Source organism: Mesorhizobium sp. Root102, assembly GCF_001425625.1.
Classification (GTDB): Bacteria; Pseudomonadota; Alphaproteobacteria; order Rhizobiales; family Rhizobiaceae; genus Mesorhizobium.
In genome coordinates this window covers 299,908-316,749 of sequence record NZ_LMCP01000012.1, presented here as the reverse complement: position 1 = coordinate 316,749, position 16,842 = coordinate 299,908, and the positions used below count along the sequence as shown (strand labels likewise).

The 16,842-nt window shown below is 64.3% G+C and carries 17 protein-coding genes; 10 read left to right on the top strand and 7 right to left on the bottom strand.

Translation table 11 applies throughout. From position 1 onward, the window contains the following. Nucleotides 1-7: 7 nt before the first annotated feature. The 4 genes from ASD12_RS12715 to ASD12_RS12700 are packed head-to-tail and all read right to left on the bottom strand — an operon-like array spanning nucleotide 8 to nucleotide 4,932. Nucleotides 8-1,309 carry an FAD-binding oxidoreductase gene (locus ASD12_RS12715; RefSeq protein ID WP_056585953.1) on the bottom strand — a complete coding sequence of 434 codons (1,302 nt, stop codon included), beginning with the start codon at nucleotides 1,307-1,309 and terminating at the stop codon, nucleotides 8-10. Between the two features lie 2 nt (nucleotides 1,310-1,311). Next, a complete protein-coding gene (locus tag ASD12_RS12710; RefSeq protein ID WP_056586812.1) occupies nucleotides 1,312-2,694 on the bottom strand; it encodes a glutamine synthetase family protein in 1,383 nt (460 codons plus the stop codon). A 5-nt stretch (nucleotides 2,695-2,699) separates the two neighbouring features. After that, nucleotides 2,700-3,983, bottom strand: a complete 1,284-nt coding sequence (locus ASD12_RS12705) for a glycosyltransferase (RefSeq protein ID WP_056585950.1) — start codon at nucleotides 3,981-3,983, stop codon at nucleotides 2,700-2,702. A gap of 10 nt (nucleotides 3,984-3,993) precedes the next feature. Continuing rightward, nucleotides 3,994-4,932 carry a GntR family transcriptional regulator gene (locus ASD12_RS12700; protein WP_056586809.1) on the bottom strand — a complete coding sequence of 313 codons (939 nt, stop codon included), beginning with the start codon at nucleotides 4,930-4,932 and terminating at the stop codon, nucleotides 3,994-3,996. Nucleotides 4,933-5,172: 240 nt separating this feature from the next. On the opposite strand from ASD12_RS12700, the gene ASD12_RS12695 reads away from it, so the two are divergent. The 9 genes from ASD12_RS12695 (at nucleotide 5,173) to ASD12_RS12655 (ending at nucleotide 13,002) form a co-directional block, all read left to right on the top strand. Then, complete coding sequence (locus tag ASD12_RS12695) at nucleotides 5,173-6,237, top strand: spermidine/putrescine ABC transporter substrate-binding protein (RefSeq protein ID WP_056586806.1); 1,065 nt, start codon at nucleotides 5,173-5,175, stop codon at nucleotides 6,235-6,237. 98 nt (nucleotides 6,238-6,335) lie between these two features. Continuing rightward, the gene (locus ASD12_RS12690) at nucleotides 6,336-7,178 is read left to right on the top strand and encodes an ABC transporter permease (RefSeq protein WP_056585944.1); all 843 of its coding nucleotides are present in this window, start codon (nucleotides 6,336-6,338) and stop codon (nucleotides 7,176-7,178) included. Next, nucleotides 7,171-7,965 (top strand): ABC transporter permease, encoded by a 795-nt coding sequence (locus ASD12_RS12685; RefSeq protein WP_056585932.1) that lies wholly within the window; start codon nucleotides 7,171-7,173, stop codon nucleotides 7,963-7,965. Before ASD12_RS12690 ends, ASD12_RS12685 begins: the two co-directional genes overlap by 8 nt. Continuing rightward, nucleotides 7,962-9,035: an ABC transporter ATP-binding protein gene (locus ASD12_RS12680; protein ID WP_056585931.1), complete on the top strand. Its 1,074-nt coding sequence runs from the start codon at nucleotides 7,962-7,964 to the stop codon at nucleotides 9,033-9,035. Before ASD12_RS12685 ends, ASD12_RS12680 begins: the two co-directional genes overlap by 4 nt. Nucleotides 9,036-9,048: 13 nt before the next feature. Beyond that, nucleotides 9,049-10,323, top strand: coding sequence for a glycosyltransferase (locus tag ASD12_RS12675; protein WP_056585929.1), 1,275 nt, complete (start codon nucleotides 9,049-9,051; stop codon nucleotides 10,321-10,323). Beyond that, the gene (locus ASD12_RS12670; protein WP_056585925.1) at nucleotides 10,320-10,670 is read left to right on the top strand and encodes a cupin domain-containing protein; all 351 of its coding nucleotides are present in this window, start codon (nucleotides 10,320-10,322) and stop codon (nucleotides 10,668-10,670) included. The genes ASD12_RS12675 and ASD12_RS12670 overlap by 4 nt, the downstream gene beginning before the upstream one ends. Nucleotides 10,671-10,764: 94 nt before the next feature. Continuing rightward, the gene (locus ASD12_RS12665) at nucleotides 10,765-11,106 is read left to right on the top strand and encodes a cupin domain-containing protein (RefSeq protein WP_056586803.1); all 342 of its coding nucleotides are present in this window, start codon (nucleotides 10,765-10,767) and stop codon (nucleotides 11,104-11,106) included. Nucleotides 11,107-11,128: 22 nt separating this feature from the next. After that, nucleotides 11,129-11,473, top strand: coding sequence for a cupin domain-containing protein (locus ASD12_RS12660; protein ID WP_056585922.1), 345 nt, complete (start codon nucleotides 11,129-11,131; stop codon nucleotides 11,471-11,473). A 20-nt stretch (nucleotides 11,474-11,493) separates the two neighbouring features. Then, nucleotides 11,494-13,002, top strand: coding sequence for an aldehyde dehydrogenase family protein (locus ASD12_RS12655; RefSeq protein WP_056585920.1), 1,509 nt, complete (start codon nucleotides 11,494-11,496; stop codon nucleotides 13,000-13,002). Nucleotides 13,003-13,038: 36 nt separating this feature from the next. On the opposite strand, the gene bla is transcribed toward ASD12_RS12655, so the two are convergent. After that, on the bottom strand, nucleotides 13,039-13,932 hold the full coding sequence (gene bla / locus ASD12_RS12650; RefSeq protein WP_056585918.1) for a class A beta-lactamase: 894 nt from the start codon (nucleotides 13,930-13,932) through the stop codon (nucleotides 13,039-13,041). 104 nt (nucleotides 13,933-14,036) lie between these two features. Here bla and ASD12_RS12645 point away from each other — a divergent pair, with 104 nt between their 5' ends. Next, entirely contained in the window at nucleotides 14,037-14,921 is an 885-nt protein-coding gene (locus ASD12_RS12645; protein WP_056585916.1) for a LysR family transcriptional regulator, read from the top strand. Between the two features lie 83 nt (nucleotides 14,922-15,004). Here the strand turns inward: ASD12_RS12645 and ASD12_RS12640 are convergent, their stop codons facing one another. Together ASD12_RS12640 and ASD12_RS12635 are read right to left on the bottom strand one after the other, a co-directional pair. Then, entirely contained in the window at nucleotides 15,005-15,793 is a 789-nt protein-coding gene (locus tag ASD12_RS12640) for a hypothetical protein (RefSeq protein ID WP_056585912.1), read from the bottom strand. A 283-nt stretch (nucleotides 15,794-16,076) separates the two neighbouring features. Next, entirely contained in the window at nucleotides 16,077-16,838 is a 762-nt protein-coding gene (locus tag ASD12_RS12635; protein WP_056585910.1) for a glucose 1-dehydrogenase, read from the bottom strand. Nucleotides 16,839-16,842: the final 4 nt, after the last annotated feature.

The following is a 16,842-nucleotide window of genomic DNA, read 5'->3' as shown; positions in this document are numbered from 1 at the left end:
TTCGTCATCAATGCTTGATGCGGTCGCGCATCGCGTACCAAAGCATGCCGAGCACATAGAGCGGGCCGCGCAGCGCCGTGCCGCCCGGGAACGGCATCGGAGTCAGCGTCGAGAACAGGTCGAGCCGCGTGGCGTCACCCGTGATCGCTTCGGCCAGGAGCTTGCCAGACAGCGTCGACAGGATGACGCCCTTGCCGGAATAGCCATGCGCGAAATAGACCTCGCCATAGTGCCCGACATGCGGCAGCCGCGACGTCGTCACCGACACCAGCCCGCCCCAGGCATGATCGATACGGCAGCCCTGCAGCTGCGGAAAGGTGGCTTCCATGTGCGGCCGCACGAAGCCGGCAATGTCGGCCGGCGGTGACGGCGTGTAGCGCTCGCCGCCGCCGAACAGCAGCCGCCCATCCGCCGACATGCGGTAATAGTTGACGACGAAGCGGGTGTCGGACACCGCGACATTGGCCGGAATGACGTTGCGTTTGCCCTCCAGCGGCTCGGTGGCGACGATGTAGTTGCCGACCGGCATGATGCGGCTGTTGACGCGCGGTTCCAGCCCATTGAGCAGTGCATCGCCGGCCAGCACGACATGTTTTGCCCGGACCGAACCCTTTGATGTCGAGACGTGGATCGAAGGCTCGCGTTCCAGCCGCACGGCGACCGAATTCTCATGGATGGTGACGCCGGCAGCAGCCGCGGCGCGGGCGAGGCCGAGCGTGTAGTTGAGCGGGTGCATGTGGCCGCCGAGCGGCTCGTACATCGCCCCATGATAGGGCGTGTCGACCTTGCCGCGGGCTTCCGCTGCCGACAGGATTTCGGCATGCGGGAACTTCATCACCGCGGCCAGGCACTCGGCCTCTTCCTCGAGGTCTCTGAGGTCGGAGCCGTTGACCGCGCCGACCAGATGGCCGGTCAGCCTGAGATCGCAATCGATGGCGTGGCGCTCGATGATGTCGAGCACCAGCCCGCGTGCCTCGAAGGCGAGATCGAACAGCGCCTTTGCCCGTTCGGGACCGTAGAGCTTGACCAGGCCCTTGGCGCCCTTGCGCAGGCCGGGAATCATCTGGCCGCCATTGCGGCCCGAAGCACCCCAGCCGATCTTGCCACCTTCGAGCAGCACCACCTTCAACCCACGCTCTGCAGCGTGAAGGGCGGCGGACAACCCCGTGCAGCCGCCTCCGACCACCACCAGATCGGCTTCGACATCGCCGACGAGCGACGGATGGTCCGGCGCCGGATTGGCGGTGGCGACATAATAGGATTTGCCGATGTCGAGGCCCGAATTGAAACCCGTAGAACTGGAAGCCATGATCACACCTTCAGCAGCAGGTGGTCGCGTTCCCAGCTCGTCACCACACCCTGGAACAGGTCGAGCTCGACGCTCTTGACGCGCAGATAGGTCTGGAAGAAATCCTCGCCGAGCAGTTCCCGCACCGGGTCGCAAGCCTCGAAGCGATCGAGCGCCTCCTCCATGGTTTTCGGCAGCGTGCTCTTGATCTTGTAGGCGTTGCCCGAGGCTTCCGGCGACCGAGCCAGCCTCTGTTCGACGCCGAGATAGCCGGCGAGAAGCGAGCCGGCGATCGCCAGGTAAGGATTGGAATCCGCACCCGGAAGCCGGTTCTCCACCCGCCGAGCGGCGCGGCCACCGGCCGGCACGCGCAGGCCGCAGGAACGGTTGTCGTGCGACCACTCGATGTTGGCCGGCGCACTGTGGTTCGGCCTTATGCGGCGGAACGAGTTCACGTTCGGCGCAAACAGCGGCATTATTTCGGGGACATACTTTTGCAGGCCGCCGATGAAATGGCCGAACATCTCGGTGTCGGCATCGTCGCTGCCGGCAAACAGCGTCTTGCCCGCCTCGTCGATGACCGACATGTGCAGATGCATCGAGCTTCCCGCCTGGGCGGCGATCGGTTTGGCCATGAAGGTGGCATGCATGCCGCTTTGCTGCGCAGCCTGGCGCGTCAGCCGCTTGAACAGCAGCACCTTGTCGGCCAGCGGCAGCGCGTCGCCATGCAGGAAATTGATCTCCAGCTGCGCCGTGCCCGATTCGTGGATCAGCGTATCGAGCGGCAATCCGGCCGCCGCCGCGTAGTCATAGATGCGGCGGATCACCGGCTCGAACTCCTCGAGCGCGGCCATGTCATAGGGATGCTGCACGGTCTCGGCTCGGCCATTGGCGCCGACCGGCGCGGTCAGCGGCTGGTCCGGATCGGGATTGGGCGCGGTCAGATAGAACTCCACCTCGGGCGCCACCACCGCTCGCCAGCCGCGCTTGGCGTAGAGATCGAGCACGGCGCGCAGGACATGGCGCGGCGAGGCCATCCATGGCCGGTCGTCCGTATGGAAGGCATCGGCAAAGACATAGGCCTTGTCAGCAGCAGCGCCAGGCGCCAGGCAGAGCGCCGAAACGTCGGGCACCATGCGCATGTCCGGGTCCGAATAGGCAAAACCCTCGTCGACCGAGCCGGAATAACGGCCGTCGATACTGACCAGGAAAGCGCTGCTCGGCAGATAGAGCGCGCGGTCTTCCAGCGCCTTGATGAACTTGGCCGTCGGCAAGGCCTTGCCGCGCAGCACGCCGTTCATGTCGGGCACCAGGCACTCGACCTCGTTGATGCCGTGCTGGGCCAGCCAGCTCCTGGGATCGTTGCTGCTGGAGAGCGAGGTGTTCGTCGTGATTTTGTCAGGCATTTCGTTCATGTCCGTATCAGAGAGAGTATGGCTTGCGCGGCCACATCCGTTCCGGGTTTCAGCGCCATTTGGATTGCATTGTCCCTGAGGCGGGCGCGCATGGCTTCGTCGGCCAGCAGGCCGAGAATGGCTTTCTCCAATACTCCTTCGGTCCAGGCGTCACGGCCGATATGGTCACCGACGCCGGTCTCCACGGCGCGGCGCGCATTGTCGTGTCCATCCCAGCAATACGGCATGATCAGCGACGGCACGCCGAAGCGCAGCGCTTCACAAAAGCTGTTGTTGCCGCCGTGATGGATGAACAGGTCGGATTTCGCCACCACCGAAGGCTGCGGAAACCATGCGTCGAGGTAGACGTTGTCGGGCACCGCGCGGTAGGCGTCGCGCAGGCCGCCGGCGTTGACGATGAACCGCGCCGGAAGCCTGTCGAACACCGCCAGCATCCGCTCGATCAGGCCGACATCCATGGCGCCCAGGCTGCCGAAGCTGACATAGACCAGCGGCCCGCCATTGCGCGGAAAAACAGGCACCTCGAACGGCCCTTCCGAACGCACGCAGCCTTCGAGATAGACGAAGCGGTCCGGGTCGAGCGGTTCGGCGCGCTTGCGGCGCACGATCGAAGGCGTCAGCAGCAGATTAAGGTCGGCTGACGTCTCCAGGAACAGGCCCTTCGGCAGCGGCGCCAGGCCGGCATCCATCCGAAAGCGGTTGAAGCGGTCATGCGCCGGTGCCGAGGCCGTGAGATAGCGGGCCTCGAACGCGGCGCGTTGCGGGTCATCCACGCCAAGGCCCGACAGATAGGGCGGCACCTGCGCGTCCGGCAGCTCGGTCTCGGCGCAGGAGACGACGCGCACCCAAGGGCAGCCGGCGGCGGCGATCGCCGGGAACATGATGACATTGTCGAGCACCACCGCGTCCGGCTTCAGCCGAGCCAGCAATTGGCGCAGCGGCGCCTCGGCATTGACCGCGGTGTCGACAATCGCTTGCCAGGTCGGCGCGACATAGGTTTCCAGCTGGTCGATCGGGCTCAGCCTGAAATGCGGTAGATGGCGGCGCACGAAGGCCTGCCAATAGCTCTGCCGTTCGCTGTCGCTCAGCGGCTCGTCGGTCGGCAGCTGGTATTCCTGGAAACCATAGTCGGCAAAGACGCCGGAGAAGCCGGCATGACAGATGAAGACAGGCCGGGCTCCCTTGGCACGCAATGCCTGCGCGATGCCGACGCAATTCAACGCCGCGCCGAAACTGGCTTCGGGGAACAGCGCGATGGTCGGGCTGGCTTTACGCGTCAATTAATCCTCGTCAATCCGGCCGGCTGATCATGCCGAACAGGGCGGGAGCCCCCCGACTGGCCGCTTGCGGTCGCTGGTTGCGGGAGAGCCGCAGGTGGATGCGAAGCAGATCGGCCGCCACCTCATACTGCCGGCTTTCAAGATGGTCGAGTATATTCAGGTGCTCGCGCAGCGATTGCCGCAACCGGAAGACGTTGACGCCGGCATAGATGCCGGGCAATCGGCGCAGCCTGAGGTGATCGGCCAGCGCGTCGGCTACGAAGCGGTTGGCGCAGCCCTCGGCGAGCATGCCGTGAAAATCAATGTCCAGCCTTTGGAACTCGCGGGTGTCGAATGCGGCGTCAGGCAGCGCCACCAGCGCTTCCATACCCTGGCGCAACGTCGCCGCCCGTGCGCCGCCCAGCCGGAAGCCCGGCGTCAGGATGGCCGCGGGCTCCAGCAGCAAGCGGAACTCATAGCTGTCGCCTTGCGCCTCCGGATCGTCGGGCGTGCGCCGAAACAACCAGGACTGGCCAGGCGCACGGTCCAGCAGATTCTCCTCGGTCAGTTTATTGAGCGCTTTTAGTACCGTCTTGCGCTCAGCACTGTAGCGCCGCATCAGCCCCGCGACGGTCACCGTCTGGTCCAGCCGCCGGGCAGATCGATCACGCAGGATCGCCTCGGCCAGCTCGTCCTCCTCGGTAGCGGGCAATTCAGTGGCGATCGAAGCCTGCGCCGTGAGGTCGATCGCCAGGTGATACCCGGAATCCGCCTCCCAGCGCACGACGCCCCGCTCCGCGAGCAGGCCGAGTGCCGCCCGTACCGGCGTGCGAGAAACATTGCACAGCGAGGCGATCTGCTGCTCAGGCAAGCGTGCACCGGGCTCAAAACCGCGCTGCCGCGCCACGTCCAGGATGCGCTGCGCCAGATCGAGATGGTTGGTGCGGGGTCGTCGGGGTGCGGCTTGCATGACTGGTCTCGTGGAAAACGACATGACCGCATTGATTTGACCGATCGCCAGCACGGACGCAATCGGCCAGATTCCACGGTCGCTTGACAAATTATGGATTGACGTACTTTTTTCTGCAATAGTACTGTCAGGACAATCGGCGACAAAAAGACCGAGGGAACAGGATCGAGGCAGCGACACGGGTCGCAAGCGTTGGTCCGGCGAATGAAATTCGACGATCAACCGGAATGGGAGTCTGTCATGACCGCTACCAGCCTGCGGCGCCGTGCGCTGAAAACATCTTCGATCGCACTTGGCCTGGCCTTGGCACTGTCCGCGCCGGCGCTGGCTGCCGATCTCGTCATTTCCAACTGGGACGGCTACATGGCATCAGACGCGATGGCCGCCTTCAAGACCGCGACCGGCGTTTCGGGCGAAGTGGTGGTGCACGCCACCAATGAAGAGATCATGGGCAAGCTCATCGCCGCCGGCGGCAAGGGCTATGACGTGGTCTTTGTTTCCTCGCCCTTCGCCGAGGTGCTGAACAAGCTCGGCCTGACCGAGACGATCGACCACGCCAAGATCCCGAACCTCGCCAATCTCTATCCCGAGGCGACCAAGCTGCCGCACGATGTCGGCAATGCCTTCTCCGTGCCCTACACCTGGGGCACGACAGGTCTTTGCTACCGCTCGGACCTGGTCAAGGTGGCGCCGACCAGCTGGAGCGACCTGCTTGCTCCTTCCGACGAATTGAAGGGCAAGACCACCATGCTGGCGACCGACCGCTGGCTGCTGGCCGCCGGCCAGCTCGACAAGGGCTATTCGGTCAACGAAACCGACCCGGTCAAGATGGCCGAGGTCAAGGACCTGCTGATCTCGGCCAAGAAAACCCTGCTCGCCTATGACGACACCACCTTCTATTCCAAGCTGGTGTCCGGTGAGGCGCTGATGGTGCAGGCATGGGACGGCTGGTGCAATTACGGCATCGCCGAAAAGCCCGAGATCAAGTACGTCATTCCCAAGGAAGGCTCCGACCTGTGGGTCGACACGATGGTTGTGATGAAGGCCTCCGCCAACAAGGACGCCGCCTTCCAGTTCATCAACTTCATGCTCGACGCCAAGAACCACGCCTGGGCAGCGCAGAACATCGACTACAAGGTGCCGAACAAGCCGGCCATGGAAAGCCTGCCGGCCGACTTCCTGGCAAAATTCCCCAACATGGCGATGCCGGTGGCCGATCTCGTCAAGTTCGAACAGCTGCGCGACGTCGGTGATGCCCAGCGCGACTATTCGAAGATCGTCAGCGAGATCAAGGCCGCGCAGTAGGCGGCGTCAACCTGAGATCACGGCCGGCGGCGTTTCTGCCGCCGGCCCTGAGCGGTACCCGAAAATTGTCCCAGACCCGACTTCGTTCCCTCTTGCTGATGGCCCCGGCGCTGGTCTGGCTGACTGCGCTGATGGTGGTGCCGTGCGCACTGGTGCTGGCGCTCGCCTTCTTCCGGCGCGGCATCTATGGTGGCATCGACTACAGTTTCACGCTGGAGAATTTCGGGCTGGTCTTCGACCCGCTCTATGCCGGCATTTTCCTCAACTCGGCGCGCATTGCCGGCACGGCAACGCTGATCGCTGTGGTGATCGGCTATGCGGCCGCCTATGCGATTGCGGCCGCACCGCGTCGGTGGCAGCCGGTGTTCCTGTTCTTCGCGGTGCTGCCGTTCTGGTCCAACTATCTGATCCGCACTTATGCCTGGATCGTGCTGCTCAACCGTGAGGGCCTGATCACGCAGCTCTTGCGCTGGTTCGGCTATACCGGCGAACCGCCATCGATGCTCTACACGGAAGGCGCCGTCATCGCCGGCCTCGTCTACAACTATCTGCCCTTCGTCATCCTCGCCTGCTACGCGCCACTGTCGCGCCTCAACCCGGAACTGGCCGAGGCCTCGCGTGACCTCGGCGCCTCGGCCACCACCACATTCCGCCGTGTCATCCTGCCGCTGACAGTGCCGGGCATTGCCGCCGGCGCGGTGTTTGTCTTCGTGCTGTCGATCGGCAATTTCGTCACGCCGGCGCTGCTTGGCGGCGGCCGCTTCCAGATGATCGGCAACCTCGTCTACGACCAGTTCCTGACCGCCAATGACTGGCCTTTCGGGGCGGCACTCGCCATGGCGCTGATCGCCATCATGCTTCTTGTGCTGATGGCACAGGCGCTGGCCGCCAATCGCGCCTCGGGCCACACCGTGCAATCCGGCGGAGACACCGATGGCTGAGCGCTCCCCCGCGACGCGCCACACGCTCTGGGTCGTGCTCAGCCTGGTCTTCGCTTTCCTCTACATCCCGATCGCCGTTCTGGTGGCGCTCTCCTTCAACGAAGGCGGGCTGCCGACGGCGTGGTCGGGCTTCTCGCTGAAATGGTATGCCTCGCTGGCCTCGAACAGCGCCATTCTCTCCGCCGCGCTCAACACGCTGATCGTGGCGCTGGTCTCGACCGCAATCGCCACGCTGCTCGGCACGCTGCTGGCGATCGGCGTCGAGATGCGCCGGCAATATGGCAAGGGCCTCGAAGCGCTGATCTTCGCGCCGATGATCATCCCCGACATCGTGTTGGCCATCGCGCTGCTGAGTTTCTTCTCCATGCTCAACCTGACCATGGGGCTGCACACCATCATCCTCGCCCATGTCGTCTTCAACCTCGCCTTCGTCTGCTCGGTGGTGCGCGCGCGGTTGAAGAGTTTCGACTGGTCGATTGTCGAGGCATCGGCCGATCTCGGCGCGTCGGCCATCACCACCTTCAGGCGGGTGACATTGCCGGTCATCGCGCCTGCGGTGATCGCCGGCGCACTGCTTGCCTTCACGCTCTCGGTCGACGAATTCATCATCGCTTTCTTCACCGCCGGCGCCGGGCGCGCCTCGACGACGCTGCCGATGCAGATCTACGCCATGATCCGCTTCGGCATCACGCCGGAGATCAACGCGCTGGCGACCATCGTCATGGCGGTCTCGATCACCGCGCTGACCCTGTCGCAGCGGCTTAACAGGGGAATCATCGGCCAATGAGCGAACCGCGCACGCTGCTGGCCATCGACAAGGTGTCTAAGAATTTCGGCTGGGTGAGGGCTGTCGACGGCGTCTCGCTCGATATCAGAGAGAACGAGTTCTTCGCGCTGCTCGGCCCATCGGGCTGCGGCAAGACCACGCTGCTGCGCATGCTGGCCGGCTTCGAGACGCCCAATGACGGGCGCATCCTGCTCGACGGCCGCGACATCGCCAGGATCCCGCCCAACAAGCGGCCGGTCAATCTGATGTTCCAGTCCTACGCGCTGTTCCCGCATATGAGCGTCAGGGCCAACGTGTCCTACGGCCTTGAGATGGAACGTTTGCCGGCGTCAGAAATCCGCTCCCGCGTCGACGCCATCCTGGCAACCACCGAACTCGTCGCCTTCGCCGACCGCAAACCGGAGCAATTGTCGGGCGGCCAGAAGCAGCGCGTCGCGCTCGCCCGGGCGCTGGTCAAGCGGCCCCGGCTGCTGCTGCTCGACGAGCCGCTTGGCGCGCTCGACAAGAAGCTGCGCGGTGCCATGCAGCTGGAATTGAAGCGCCTGCAGCACGAGGTCGGCATCACCTTTGTCATCGTCACCCATGACCAGGAGGAATCGCTCGTCATGGCCGACCGCATGGCGGTGCTCAAGGATGGCAGACTGCTGCAATGCGACACCCCGCACGCGATCTACGAGCACCCCGCCGACCGCTTCGTCGCCGACTTCATCGGCGTGATGAATTTTGTACCGGGCAAGGCCGGCGCCGATGGCGTGGTGGCCGCCAATGGCGCTCGGATATCGGGCAAGGTCCCCGCCACACTCACGACCGGTGCGTCCGCTGTCGCCTCGGTTCGGCCTGAGCGCATCCGGCTGTTTCCATCAGTGGAAACCACGAACCGCACCGCCGGCACGGTCGAAGCGCTGGCCTATCAGGGGCTCGACCTGCAACTGCATGTCCGCACGCCCCTGTCGCCAAAACCGTTCCTTGTGCGTGTCACCGCCGACGCCGCCGACCGCCGGCCGGTTTCGTCGGGCGACCAGGTCGAACTCGGCTGGGATGCCGCCGATGTCAGAATTTTCGCAGAATGACAGGAGAAGCTTGATGGCGCAGAAGACGATCGCGTTTTTTCCCGAAGCGGCCTACGGGCCGGCGCTCAATTCCGTCGGCATCGCCCAGGCGGTCGAGGCGCGTGGCCACAAGGCCGTTTTCCTGTCCGATCCAGGCTTCGTCGATGTCTACAAGGGCTACGGCTTCGAGGCTCATCCGGTAAACCTGTCCGAGCCGATGCCACCCGAGCAGATGGCTAAGTTCTGGGAAGATTTCATCAACGGCCACATCCCGAACTTCCGCAAATCGCCCTACGATCAGGTCGACAATTACGTGAAGGATTGCTGGACGGCGATCGTCGATAGCGCAAAGTGGGCGCAGAAGGATCTGCCGCGCGTTCTCTCAGCCATCAAGCCGGATGTCATCTGCGTCGACAACGTCATCCTGTTCCCCGCCATCAAGCAGTTCGGCAAGCCATGGGTGCGCGTCATTTCCTGCTCGGAAAACGAGATCGAGGATGAGGACATCCCGCCGCATCTGTCGGGCTGCGGCGAGAACGATCATGCCGGACACCAGCGCTACCGAGACCACTTCAACGCCGTCATCAAGCCGATCCATGACGACTTCAACGCCTTCCTGACCGCCAACGACGAGGCGCCTTATCCGATCGGTCAGTTCTTCGAGGCCTCGCCCTATTTGAACCTGCTGCTCTACCCCGAAGCGGCAAAGTTCAAGCGCCGCCATCCGCTCGATCCGGCGAAATTCCAGTATCTTGAAGGCTGCGTGCGGCAGGAAAGGCCCTACACGGTGCCGACCTTCGCCAGGAATAATGACGGGCCGCTGCTCTATGTCTCCTTCGGCAGCCTCGGCGCCGGCGATGTCGAGCTGCTGAAGCGCATCATCGCGACGCTCGGCAAGACGCGCTACCGGGCGCTGGTCAATGTCGGCGGCTACAAGGACCAGTATACGGACGTGCCCGGCAACGTGATCGTCGATGGCTGGTTCCCGCAGCCCTCGGTCATCCCGCAGGTCGACGCGGTGATCCACCATGGCGGCAACAACTCGTTCACCGAGTGCCTCTATTTCGGCAAGCCGGCCATCATCATGCCCTATGTCTGGGACGGCCACGACAACGCCACCCGCGTCGAGGAAACCGGCCACGGCTTCGGCATGCCGCGCTACGACTGGACCGATGCCGAGCTAATCGCAAAGATCGAAGCCTGCCTGACCGACCCGAAGATGAAGGCCAAGCTGGCGAAGACATCGGCGCAGATGCACGCGCAGAATGGGCCTGAGAAGGCGGCCGGGTTGCTGGAGGCGCTGCTGTGACCTCCTCCGCACCTCATCTCCACCAGGCCACCACTCGCACCGATCTCGTCGACTGGGGTGCCCAGCCGGATGCGCTGGAGGGTGCTTCGCACTCCACCGGCAAACTCGTGCATAAGGGTCCAAACAACCAGCCGGAATCCGGCATCTGGGTCTGCACGCCAGGCCGCTGGCGCCTGAGCATCCCGCGCGATGAATTGTGCCATTTCGTCACCGGCCGCGCGACCTACCGGTCGGATGTCGGCGAAGTGATAGAAGTCTCCGCTGGGACGGTAGTCATGTTCCCCGCCGGCTGGACGGGCGAATGCACGGTGCATGAGACCATGCGCAACGTCTACATGCTGGCCTGAAAGCATGATCCCGAAAAGTGGGAACCGTTTTCTCGGACAAACGGTTTCCGTTTGTCCAGAGATCATGCTCAAGCAAGGTATGGAGCTTGACGACATGCCGACACCGCACTGGCCGAAGGCCTCGAGCGTGGAACTGGAGGATTGGGGCGCGGGCACCAACACGCTCGCCGGTTCGCCGCGCGCCTCGGGCAAGGTCCTATCGCAAAATCTGGACGGATCGGGTGAATGCGGCCTGTGGTCGTGCACGCCGGGCACGCGCAAGGTCACCTTCGCCGCCGACGAGTTCTGCCACTTCCTGTCGGGACGCGGCAGCTATATCCATGACGACGGCGAGCAGATTCCGGTCGAGGCCGGCACGCTGGTGTTCTTCCCCGCCGGCTGGACCGGCATCTCCATCATCACGCAAACGCTGACCAAGGCCTTCATGCGCCGGTGAGCCCCATTTCAAGGAAATCGATATGACCACACCCATCATGCAATCTCCGCTCACTATTACCGACCTCGTCGACTGGGGCGTCATCCCGACGATGATCGAGGGCGAATCCCACACCTCGGGGAAGCTGCTGCACAAGGGGCCGGAGGGCCGTTCCGAATGTGGCCTGTGGGTGTGCACACCCGGCAAATGGCACTGCCATGTCACCCGCGACGAGTTCTGCCACTTCCTCGAAGGGCGCTGCACCTATGTGCATGAATCCGGCGAGGTCATCGAGATCGAGCCGGACACGGCAGCCTTCTTTCCGCAGGACTGGAAGGGTGTCTGCACCGTCCATGAGACCATCAAGAAGGTCTACATGATCCGCTGAGCGGATCCGAGAGGATGCCCATGGATTTCTCCCCCGACCGGCCGGCTTTCTTCGTCAACCCGGATTACCGGCCGATGACTGGCGCGAACAAACCGGTGAACGATCCCGCGACTCTGGAAACGGTCGGCGCCATCGCCGCAGCCAGCGACGGCGAGATCGACGCCGTGCTCACCGCCGCGACCAAGGCGCAGGCCGCCTGGAAAAAACTCGACGCCAAGAGCCGGGCAAAACACCTGCATGCCGTCGCCAACGCCATCGAGGCAGCCGACTTCACCCGCTGCGCCGAGCTGATGGTGCGCGAGATGGGCAAGCCCTATCCCGAAGCGATCGGCGAGATCGCCAATTGCGCGCCTATTTTCCGCTACTATGCCGAGATGGCGCGCGACGATGCCGGCAAGATCGCCGGCACGACGCAGGCCGGTTCGTTCCAGTACGCCCGTTACGAACCCTACGGCGTCTCTGTCCACATCATGCCCTACAACTTCCCGATCCTGCTGATGTGCTGGACGGTTGCCGCCTCGCTCGCCGCCGGCAATGCCTGCATCATCAAGCCGGCCGAGGCGACGACGCTGTCGACGCTGGACTACATGACCGTGTTCCGCTCGCTGCCGGAGGGCCTGGTTTCCTGCCTGCCCGGCGGCGCGGCGACAGCGCAGGCGCTGATCGCGTCCGACCGCACTCACGCGGTTGCCTTCACCGGCTCGGTCGCCGCCGGCAAGGCGGTTGCCGTGGCCTGCGCCGAACGCATGAAACCGTGCGTCATCGAGGCCGGCGGCAGCGACCCGCTGATCATCAGCGAACACGCCCCGCTGGAGATCGCGGCGGCCGGTAGCGTCACCGCCGCCTTCCACCTTACCGGCCAGGTCTGCACCTCGGCCGAGCGCTTCTTCGTGGTCGATGCCGTGCACGACCGCTTCGTCGAGCTGTTCGCCGAAAGGACGCGGGCGCTGCGCATCGGCAACGGCATGGACAAGACCGAGATCGGGCCGCTGGTCAGCGAGGCGGCACGGGCCAAGGTCATGCGGCTGGTCGATGATGCCATTGCGCATGGCGCCAAGGCGGTCACCGGCGGCCGCATCCCGCCGGCACACAACACCGGCTGGTTCTACGAGCCGACCATCCTGACCGGCGTCACATCAGACATGGCGATCGTACGCGAAGAATGCTTTGGACCGGTCGCCGCCATCGGCCGGGTCAAGGATTTCGACGAGGCGATCCGGCTTGCCAATGACAGCCCGTTCGGGCTCGGCGCCTCCGTCTTCACCACCGATCTGGCCGAGGCGCACGAGGCAGCGGAACGGCTGGAGGCCGGCATGGTCTGGGTCAACAACCCGCTGATCGACAATGACGCGCTGCCCTTCGGCGGCTGGAAGGCATCAGGCCTCGGCCGCGAACTTGGCCGCCAGGGACTCGATGCCTTCCGCCGCTCGAAGATGGTGATCATCGACCACAAACCAGCGATCCAGGAATGGTGGTACCCCTACCCCGACAGCTGGTTCCGCGAGACCGGCGGCCGCAAGCACGTATGAGAAGCAGCGCGGCGAGCCGCGCCGCTTGATATGAACTTACGCTTCGATCGCTTCGACCAGAACGCGCGAGACGGAGGCAATCACCGCGTTGCGTTTGGCCAGACCCTGTTTCGTGCCGGTCAGGTAGACCGACATCAAGATCGGATTGCCGGAAGCCGGCCAGATGACCGCCGCGTCATTGGTGCTGCCACGGTCACCGGTGCCAGTCTTGTCGCCGCACCTCCAGCCCTTCGGCAGTCCAGCCCGGATGCGCTCATCGCCGGTCTTGTTGGCCACCAGCCAATCGACGAGCTGCGCCCGGCTCTTGTCCGACAGGCTGTTGCCTAGAGCGAGACGCCCGTAGTCCTCAACCATGGCCAGCGGCGAGGTCGTGTCGCGCTCGTCGCCCGGCAAAGACTCGTTCAGCTCCGGCTCGATCCTGTCCAGCCTGCTCACACTGTCGCCGATCGAACGCAGATAGGCCGTCAGCTGCGGCGGTCCGCCAAAGGACTCCAGCAGCAGATTGGCCGCGCCATTGTCGCTGACCGTAACGGCTGCCTCGCAAAGCTGCGCCACCGTCATCTCGCCGCCGGCAAACTTCCTGGTCGTCGGCGAGTTGGCGATGACGGCGTTGTGCGGGATCTTGATGCTGCGCTCGAGCTGCTCGATGCCGCCGTCGACGCGATGCAGGATGAGCGCCGCCGCCAGCGTCTTGAAGGTGCTGCACATTGGAAACAGCTCGTTTTCGCGATAGCCGAATTGCGCGCTCGTTCCGGCGATCTGGCAGGCCACGCCAAGCCGGCCGCCGCTTTTCGCCTCGATCCGCCTTATTTTCGGCAAGACCCCATCAAATTTTGTCGGGCTCGTTGCCGCCTTCGCGATCGCGCCAAGGGTGACGGGGGCCGTCAGAACCACCGCGAGACCACTGATGAAACTGCGTCTGCTTGTCATGTCCACACTCTCTGTTGCCCCGCGCCGCAGAACTGGACCGGATCCGACGCCGCCGCAAACGAGTAAACATCGCCCCCGCCACGAGAAAAACTAGGGCTCGACCAATGAAGCGATCGCACCTCCCGCTGAACGGCTTGCGCGCCTTCGAGGCCGCCGCGCGGCACCTCAGCTTCACCGGCGCCGGGCTCGAACTGCGCGTCACCCAGGCGGCCGTCAGCCATCAGGTCAAGGGCCTTGAAGAGCTGCTTGGCGTCCGGCTCTTTCGCCGGCTGCCGCACGGGCTCGCCTTGAGCGAGGAAGGCGAGGCCTTGCTGCCGGTGCTGAGCGACGCCTTCAACAGGATCGGCGTCACGCTCGACCGCTTCGAGGGCGGCCGCTTCCACGACATCGTCACCGTCGGTGTCGTCGGCACCTTCGCCTCGGGGTGGCTGATCCCCAGATTGCGGCTGTTCCACCAGGCCTATCCGGATATCGAACTGCGCATCTCGACCAACAACAACCGGGTCAATCTCGCCGCCGACGGCCTCGACTTTGCCATCCGCTTCGGCGACGGTTCCTGGCAGGGAACCGACAACACGCCGCTGATGCCTGGCTCCTTCTCGCCGGCCTGCGCCGCCGACATCGCGGCGCGTCTGCGCGATCCCTCGGATCTCGCGCGTGAAACGCTGCTATGCTCTTACCGGGAAGACGAATGGTTGCGCTGGTTCGAGGCGGCGGGACGCCATTGCCCACCCATCAAGGGCATCGTCTTCGACTCGTCCGTCACCATGGCCAACGCCGCGGTCCAGGGTGCCGGCGTGGCGCTGCTGCCGGTTTCGATGTTCAGCCGCGAGCTCCGCTCCGCTGAATTGGTCCAGCCTTTCGGCTGCACGGCCGATGTCGGCAAGTACTGGCTCTCAGCGCGGCGCCGGCGGCAGAACTCGCACGCGATGACGATCTTTGCCGATTGGCTGAAGGCTGAGACGGCCGCTCCTACGAAGCCAGCCTGACCACGGCTGGTAAAGCGATGCCGCCGGGCAAGACCCGGCGGCATCTTTCTTTGATTAGCTACTGCCGTTTCGACAGCGATTCGCTACGGCGTCGTTTCTGCTTCCATCGCGGCCGCCGTCTGGTCGATCTTGCCGGCAAGGACGCCCTGGGCCCAGGCCGTGACCTCGGCGTCGACGGGCTTGTTGGCCATGTCCGTCAGCGCCGCGTCGAGCGATGCGTCATCGGTGCCCTCCGCTGCCGCGGCAGCCGCCTCGTTGGCGGCGGCGACCTCTGCCTCCTGGGCAGTGATTTCGGCCTGCAGATCCGTTATCTTCCCAGGCAAGGCCGCCTGATCTTCGGGCGTCATGGCCGCAATCTGATCGGGCGTCAGCGACGTCAGCGCGGTCAACTGAGAATTCAGCGCATCCAGCTTATCCGCGGCTGCCTCAGCGGCGGCCTGGGCAACCTTGGCTTTGGCGGACTGCGTCACGAATGCCTGTATGGCAGCGAACTTCTTGCTCTTCGAGTTCATGTAAGCGTTGATGTTGCGCTGCAGCGAGTTCAGCCGGCCGAGCTTGGCGTGGATGTTCTTCTCCTTGGGCACGGCCGAGACCTTTGTGGTCGTGTCGACCGTGGTGTCGTCCGCTTTGGCCTTTGCCACCTGCCCCCGAGCCGACGACGACTTGCCGTGCGAAGCGCCGCTCTTGCCATTGCCATTGCCGCCATGGCCATTGCCGCCAGCATTGCCACCGCCGTTGCCGTGCCCGTTGCCACCGCCGTTGCCGTGCCCGTTGCCACCACCGTGCCCGTTGCCGCCGGCTCCGGCGAGCGCCGGAGACGCCAGAAGCGCCAATGCGGCAAGCGCCGCGAACAGAGTTTTTCGGTTCGTCATGGTAACCTCCTCGGTGAACAGCCACCCTCGCCCGACCGCTAGGCGACCGTCGTATGAGAAATCGCTAATTGTACAGAGTAAACTTTAGACAAATGCCGTCTCAATACGCGAGCTGGCAACCAGCAGGGCCATAACCATCTGATATCAAATACAAATCAACGCCCTTGGACGGCCATGGCACTGAAGTCCCATGCCGGCCAGACCATGGTCCTACCTGCAGACCGGCGGCATGTTGACGGCCGTAGAATAGTGTATCGGAAAGGCCTCGAAGGCCGGCGCTGCCTCAGCCGATGCTTTCGCCCCCATCGATCACCAGCGCCTGGCCGGTCATGAAGGATGAGCGGTCGGAGACGAGGAACAGTATTGCTTCGGCGATCTCTTCGGCACGGGCCCAGCGCCCCATCGGGATTTTGGTGCGGACATAGTTTTCGATCGCCTCGCGTCCACCCATCTGGGCGATGAACGGTTCGTTGAACGGCGTGTCGACCCAGCCTGGGCAGAGTGCGTTGACGCGGACATTGTGCCCGGCATAGTCGAGCGACATCTGCCGCGTCATCGCCACCACCGCATGTTTGGAGGTTGCGTAGGCGATCATCTCGCGGTCGTAGAACACGCCCGAATTGGAGGCGGTGTTGAGGATGACGCCGCCGCCTTGTGCGACCATCGATGGCATGACTATCCTGGCCGCCAGGAACTGCGCCCGCACATTGACCCGCCACGAGGCATCCATGCCGTCGACCCCCACTTCGGTCAGCGTGCCGCCGACCTGGATACCGGCGTGATTGTGCAGGATGTCGATGCGCCCATGCCTGTCGAGCGTGCCGGCAATGAGTTGCTCGACGGCCGCGTCATCAGCGACATCGGTGGCGATCGCCTCGGCCTGCCCGCCCACTGCCCGGATGTCCGAAGCCGTTGCTTCGCCAGTGGCCTGATCCCTGTCGGCGATGACGACCACCGCGCCTTCCCTGGCCATGATCATGGCGCCGGCGCGGCCGATGCCGGAGCCGGCGCCTGTCACCACGGCGATGCGGTCTTTGAGGATCATGATG

Bases quoted from the DNA above. Each gene is read 5' to 3' on its own strand.
- ASD12_RS12680 (WP_056585931.1), top strand. From the start codon at position 7,962: ATGAGCGAACCGCGCACGCTGCTGGCCATCGACAAGGTGTCTAAGAAT.
- ASD12_RS12690 (WP_056585944.1), top strand. From the start codon at position 6,336: ATGGCCCCGGCGCTGGTCTGGCTGACTGCGCTGATGGTGGTGCCGTGC.
- ASD12_RS12685 (WP_056585932.1), top strand. From the start codon at position 7,171: ATGGCTGAGCGCTCCCCCGCGACGCGCCACACGCTCTGGGTCGTGCTC.
- ASD12_RS12700 (WP_056586809.1), bottom strand. From the start codon at position 4,932: ATGCAAGCCGCACCCCGACGACCCCGCACCAACCATCTCGATCTGGCG.
- ASD12_RS12645 (WP_056585916.1), top strand. From the start codon at position 14,037: ATGAAGCGATCGCACCTCCCGCTGAACGGCTTGCGCGCCTTCGAGGCC.
- ASD12_RS12640 (WP_056585912.1), bottom strand. From the start codon at position 15,793: ATGACGAACCGAAAAACTCTGTTCGCGGCGCTTGCCGCATTGGCGCTT.
- ASD12_RS12660 (WP_056585922.1), top strand. From the start codon at position 11,129: ATGACCACACCCATCATGCAATCTCCGCTCACTATTACCGACCTCGTC.
- ASD12_RS12655 (WP_056585920.1), top strand. From the start codon at position 11,494: ATGGATTTCTCCCCCGACCGGCCGGCTTTCTTCGTCAACCCGGATTAC.
- ASD12_RS12665 (WP_056586803.1), top strand. From the start codon at position 10,765: ATGCCGACACCGCACTGGCCGAAGGCCTCGAGCGTGGAACTGGAGGAT.
- bla (WP_056585918.1), bottom strand. From the start codon at position 13,932: ATGACAAGCAGACGCAGTTTCATCAGTGGTCTCGCGGTGGTTCTGACG.
- ASD12_RS12635 (WP_056585910.1), bottom strand. From the start codon at position 16,838: ATGATCCTCAAAGACCGCATCGCCGTGGTGACAGGCGCCGGCTCCGGC.
- ASD12_RS12695 (WP_056586806.1), top strand. From the start codon at position 5,173: ATGACCGCTACCAGCCTGCGGCGCCGTGCGCTGAAAACATCTTCGATC.
- ASD12_RS12715 (WP_056585953.1), bottom strand. From the start codon at position 1,309: ATGGCTTCCAGTTCTACGGGTTTCAATTCGGGCCTCGACATCGGCAAA.
- ASD12_RS12675 (WP_056585929.1), top strand. From the start codon at position 9,049: ATGGCGCAGAAGACGATCGCGTTTTTTCCCGAAGCGGCCTACGGGCCG.
- ASD12_RS12710 (WP_056586812.1), bottom strand. From the start codon at position 2,694: ATGCCTGACAAAATCACGACGAACACCTCGCTCTCCAGCAGCAACGAT.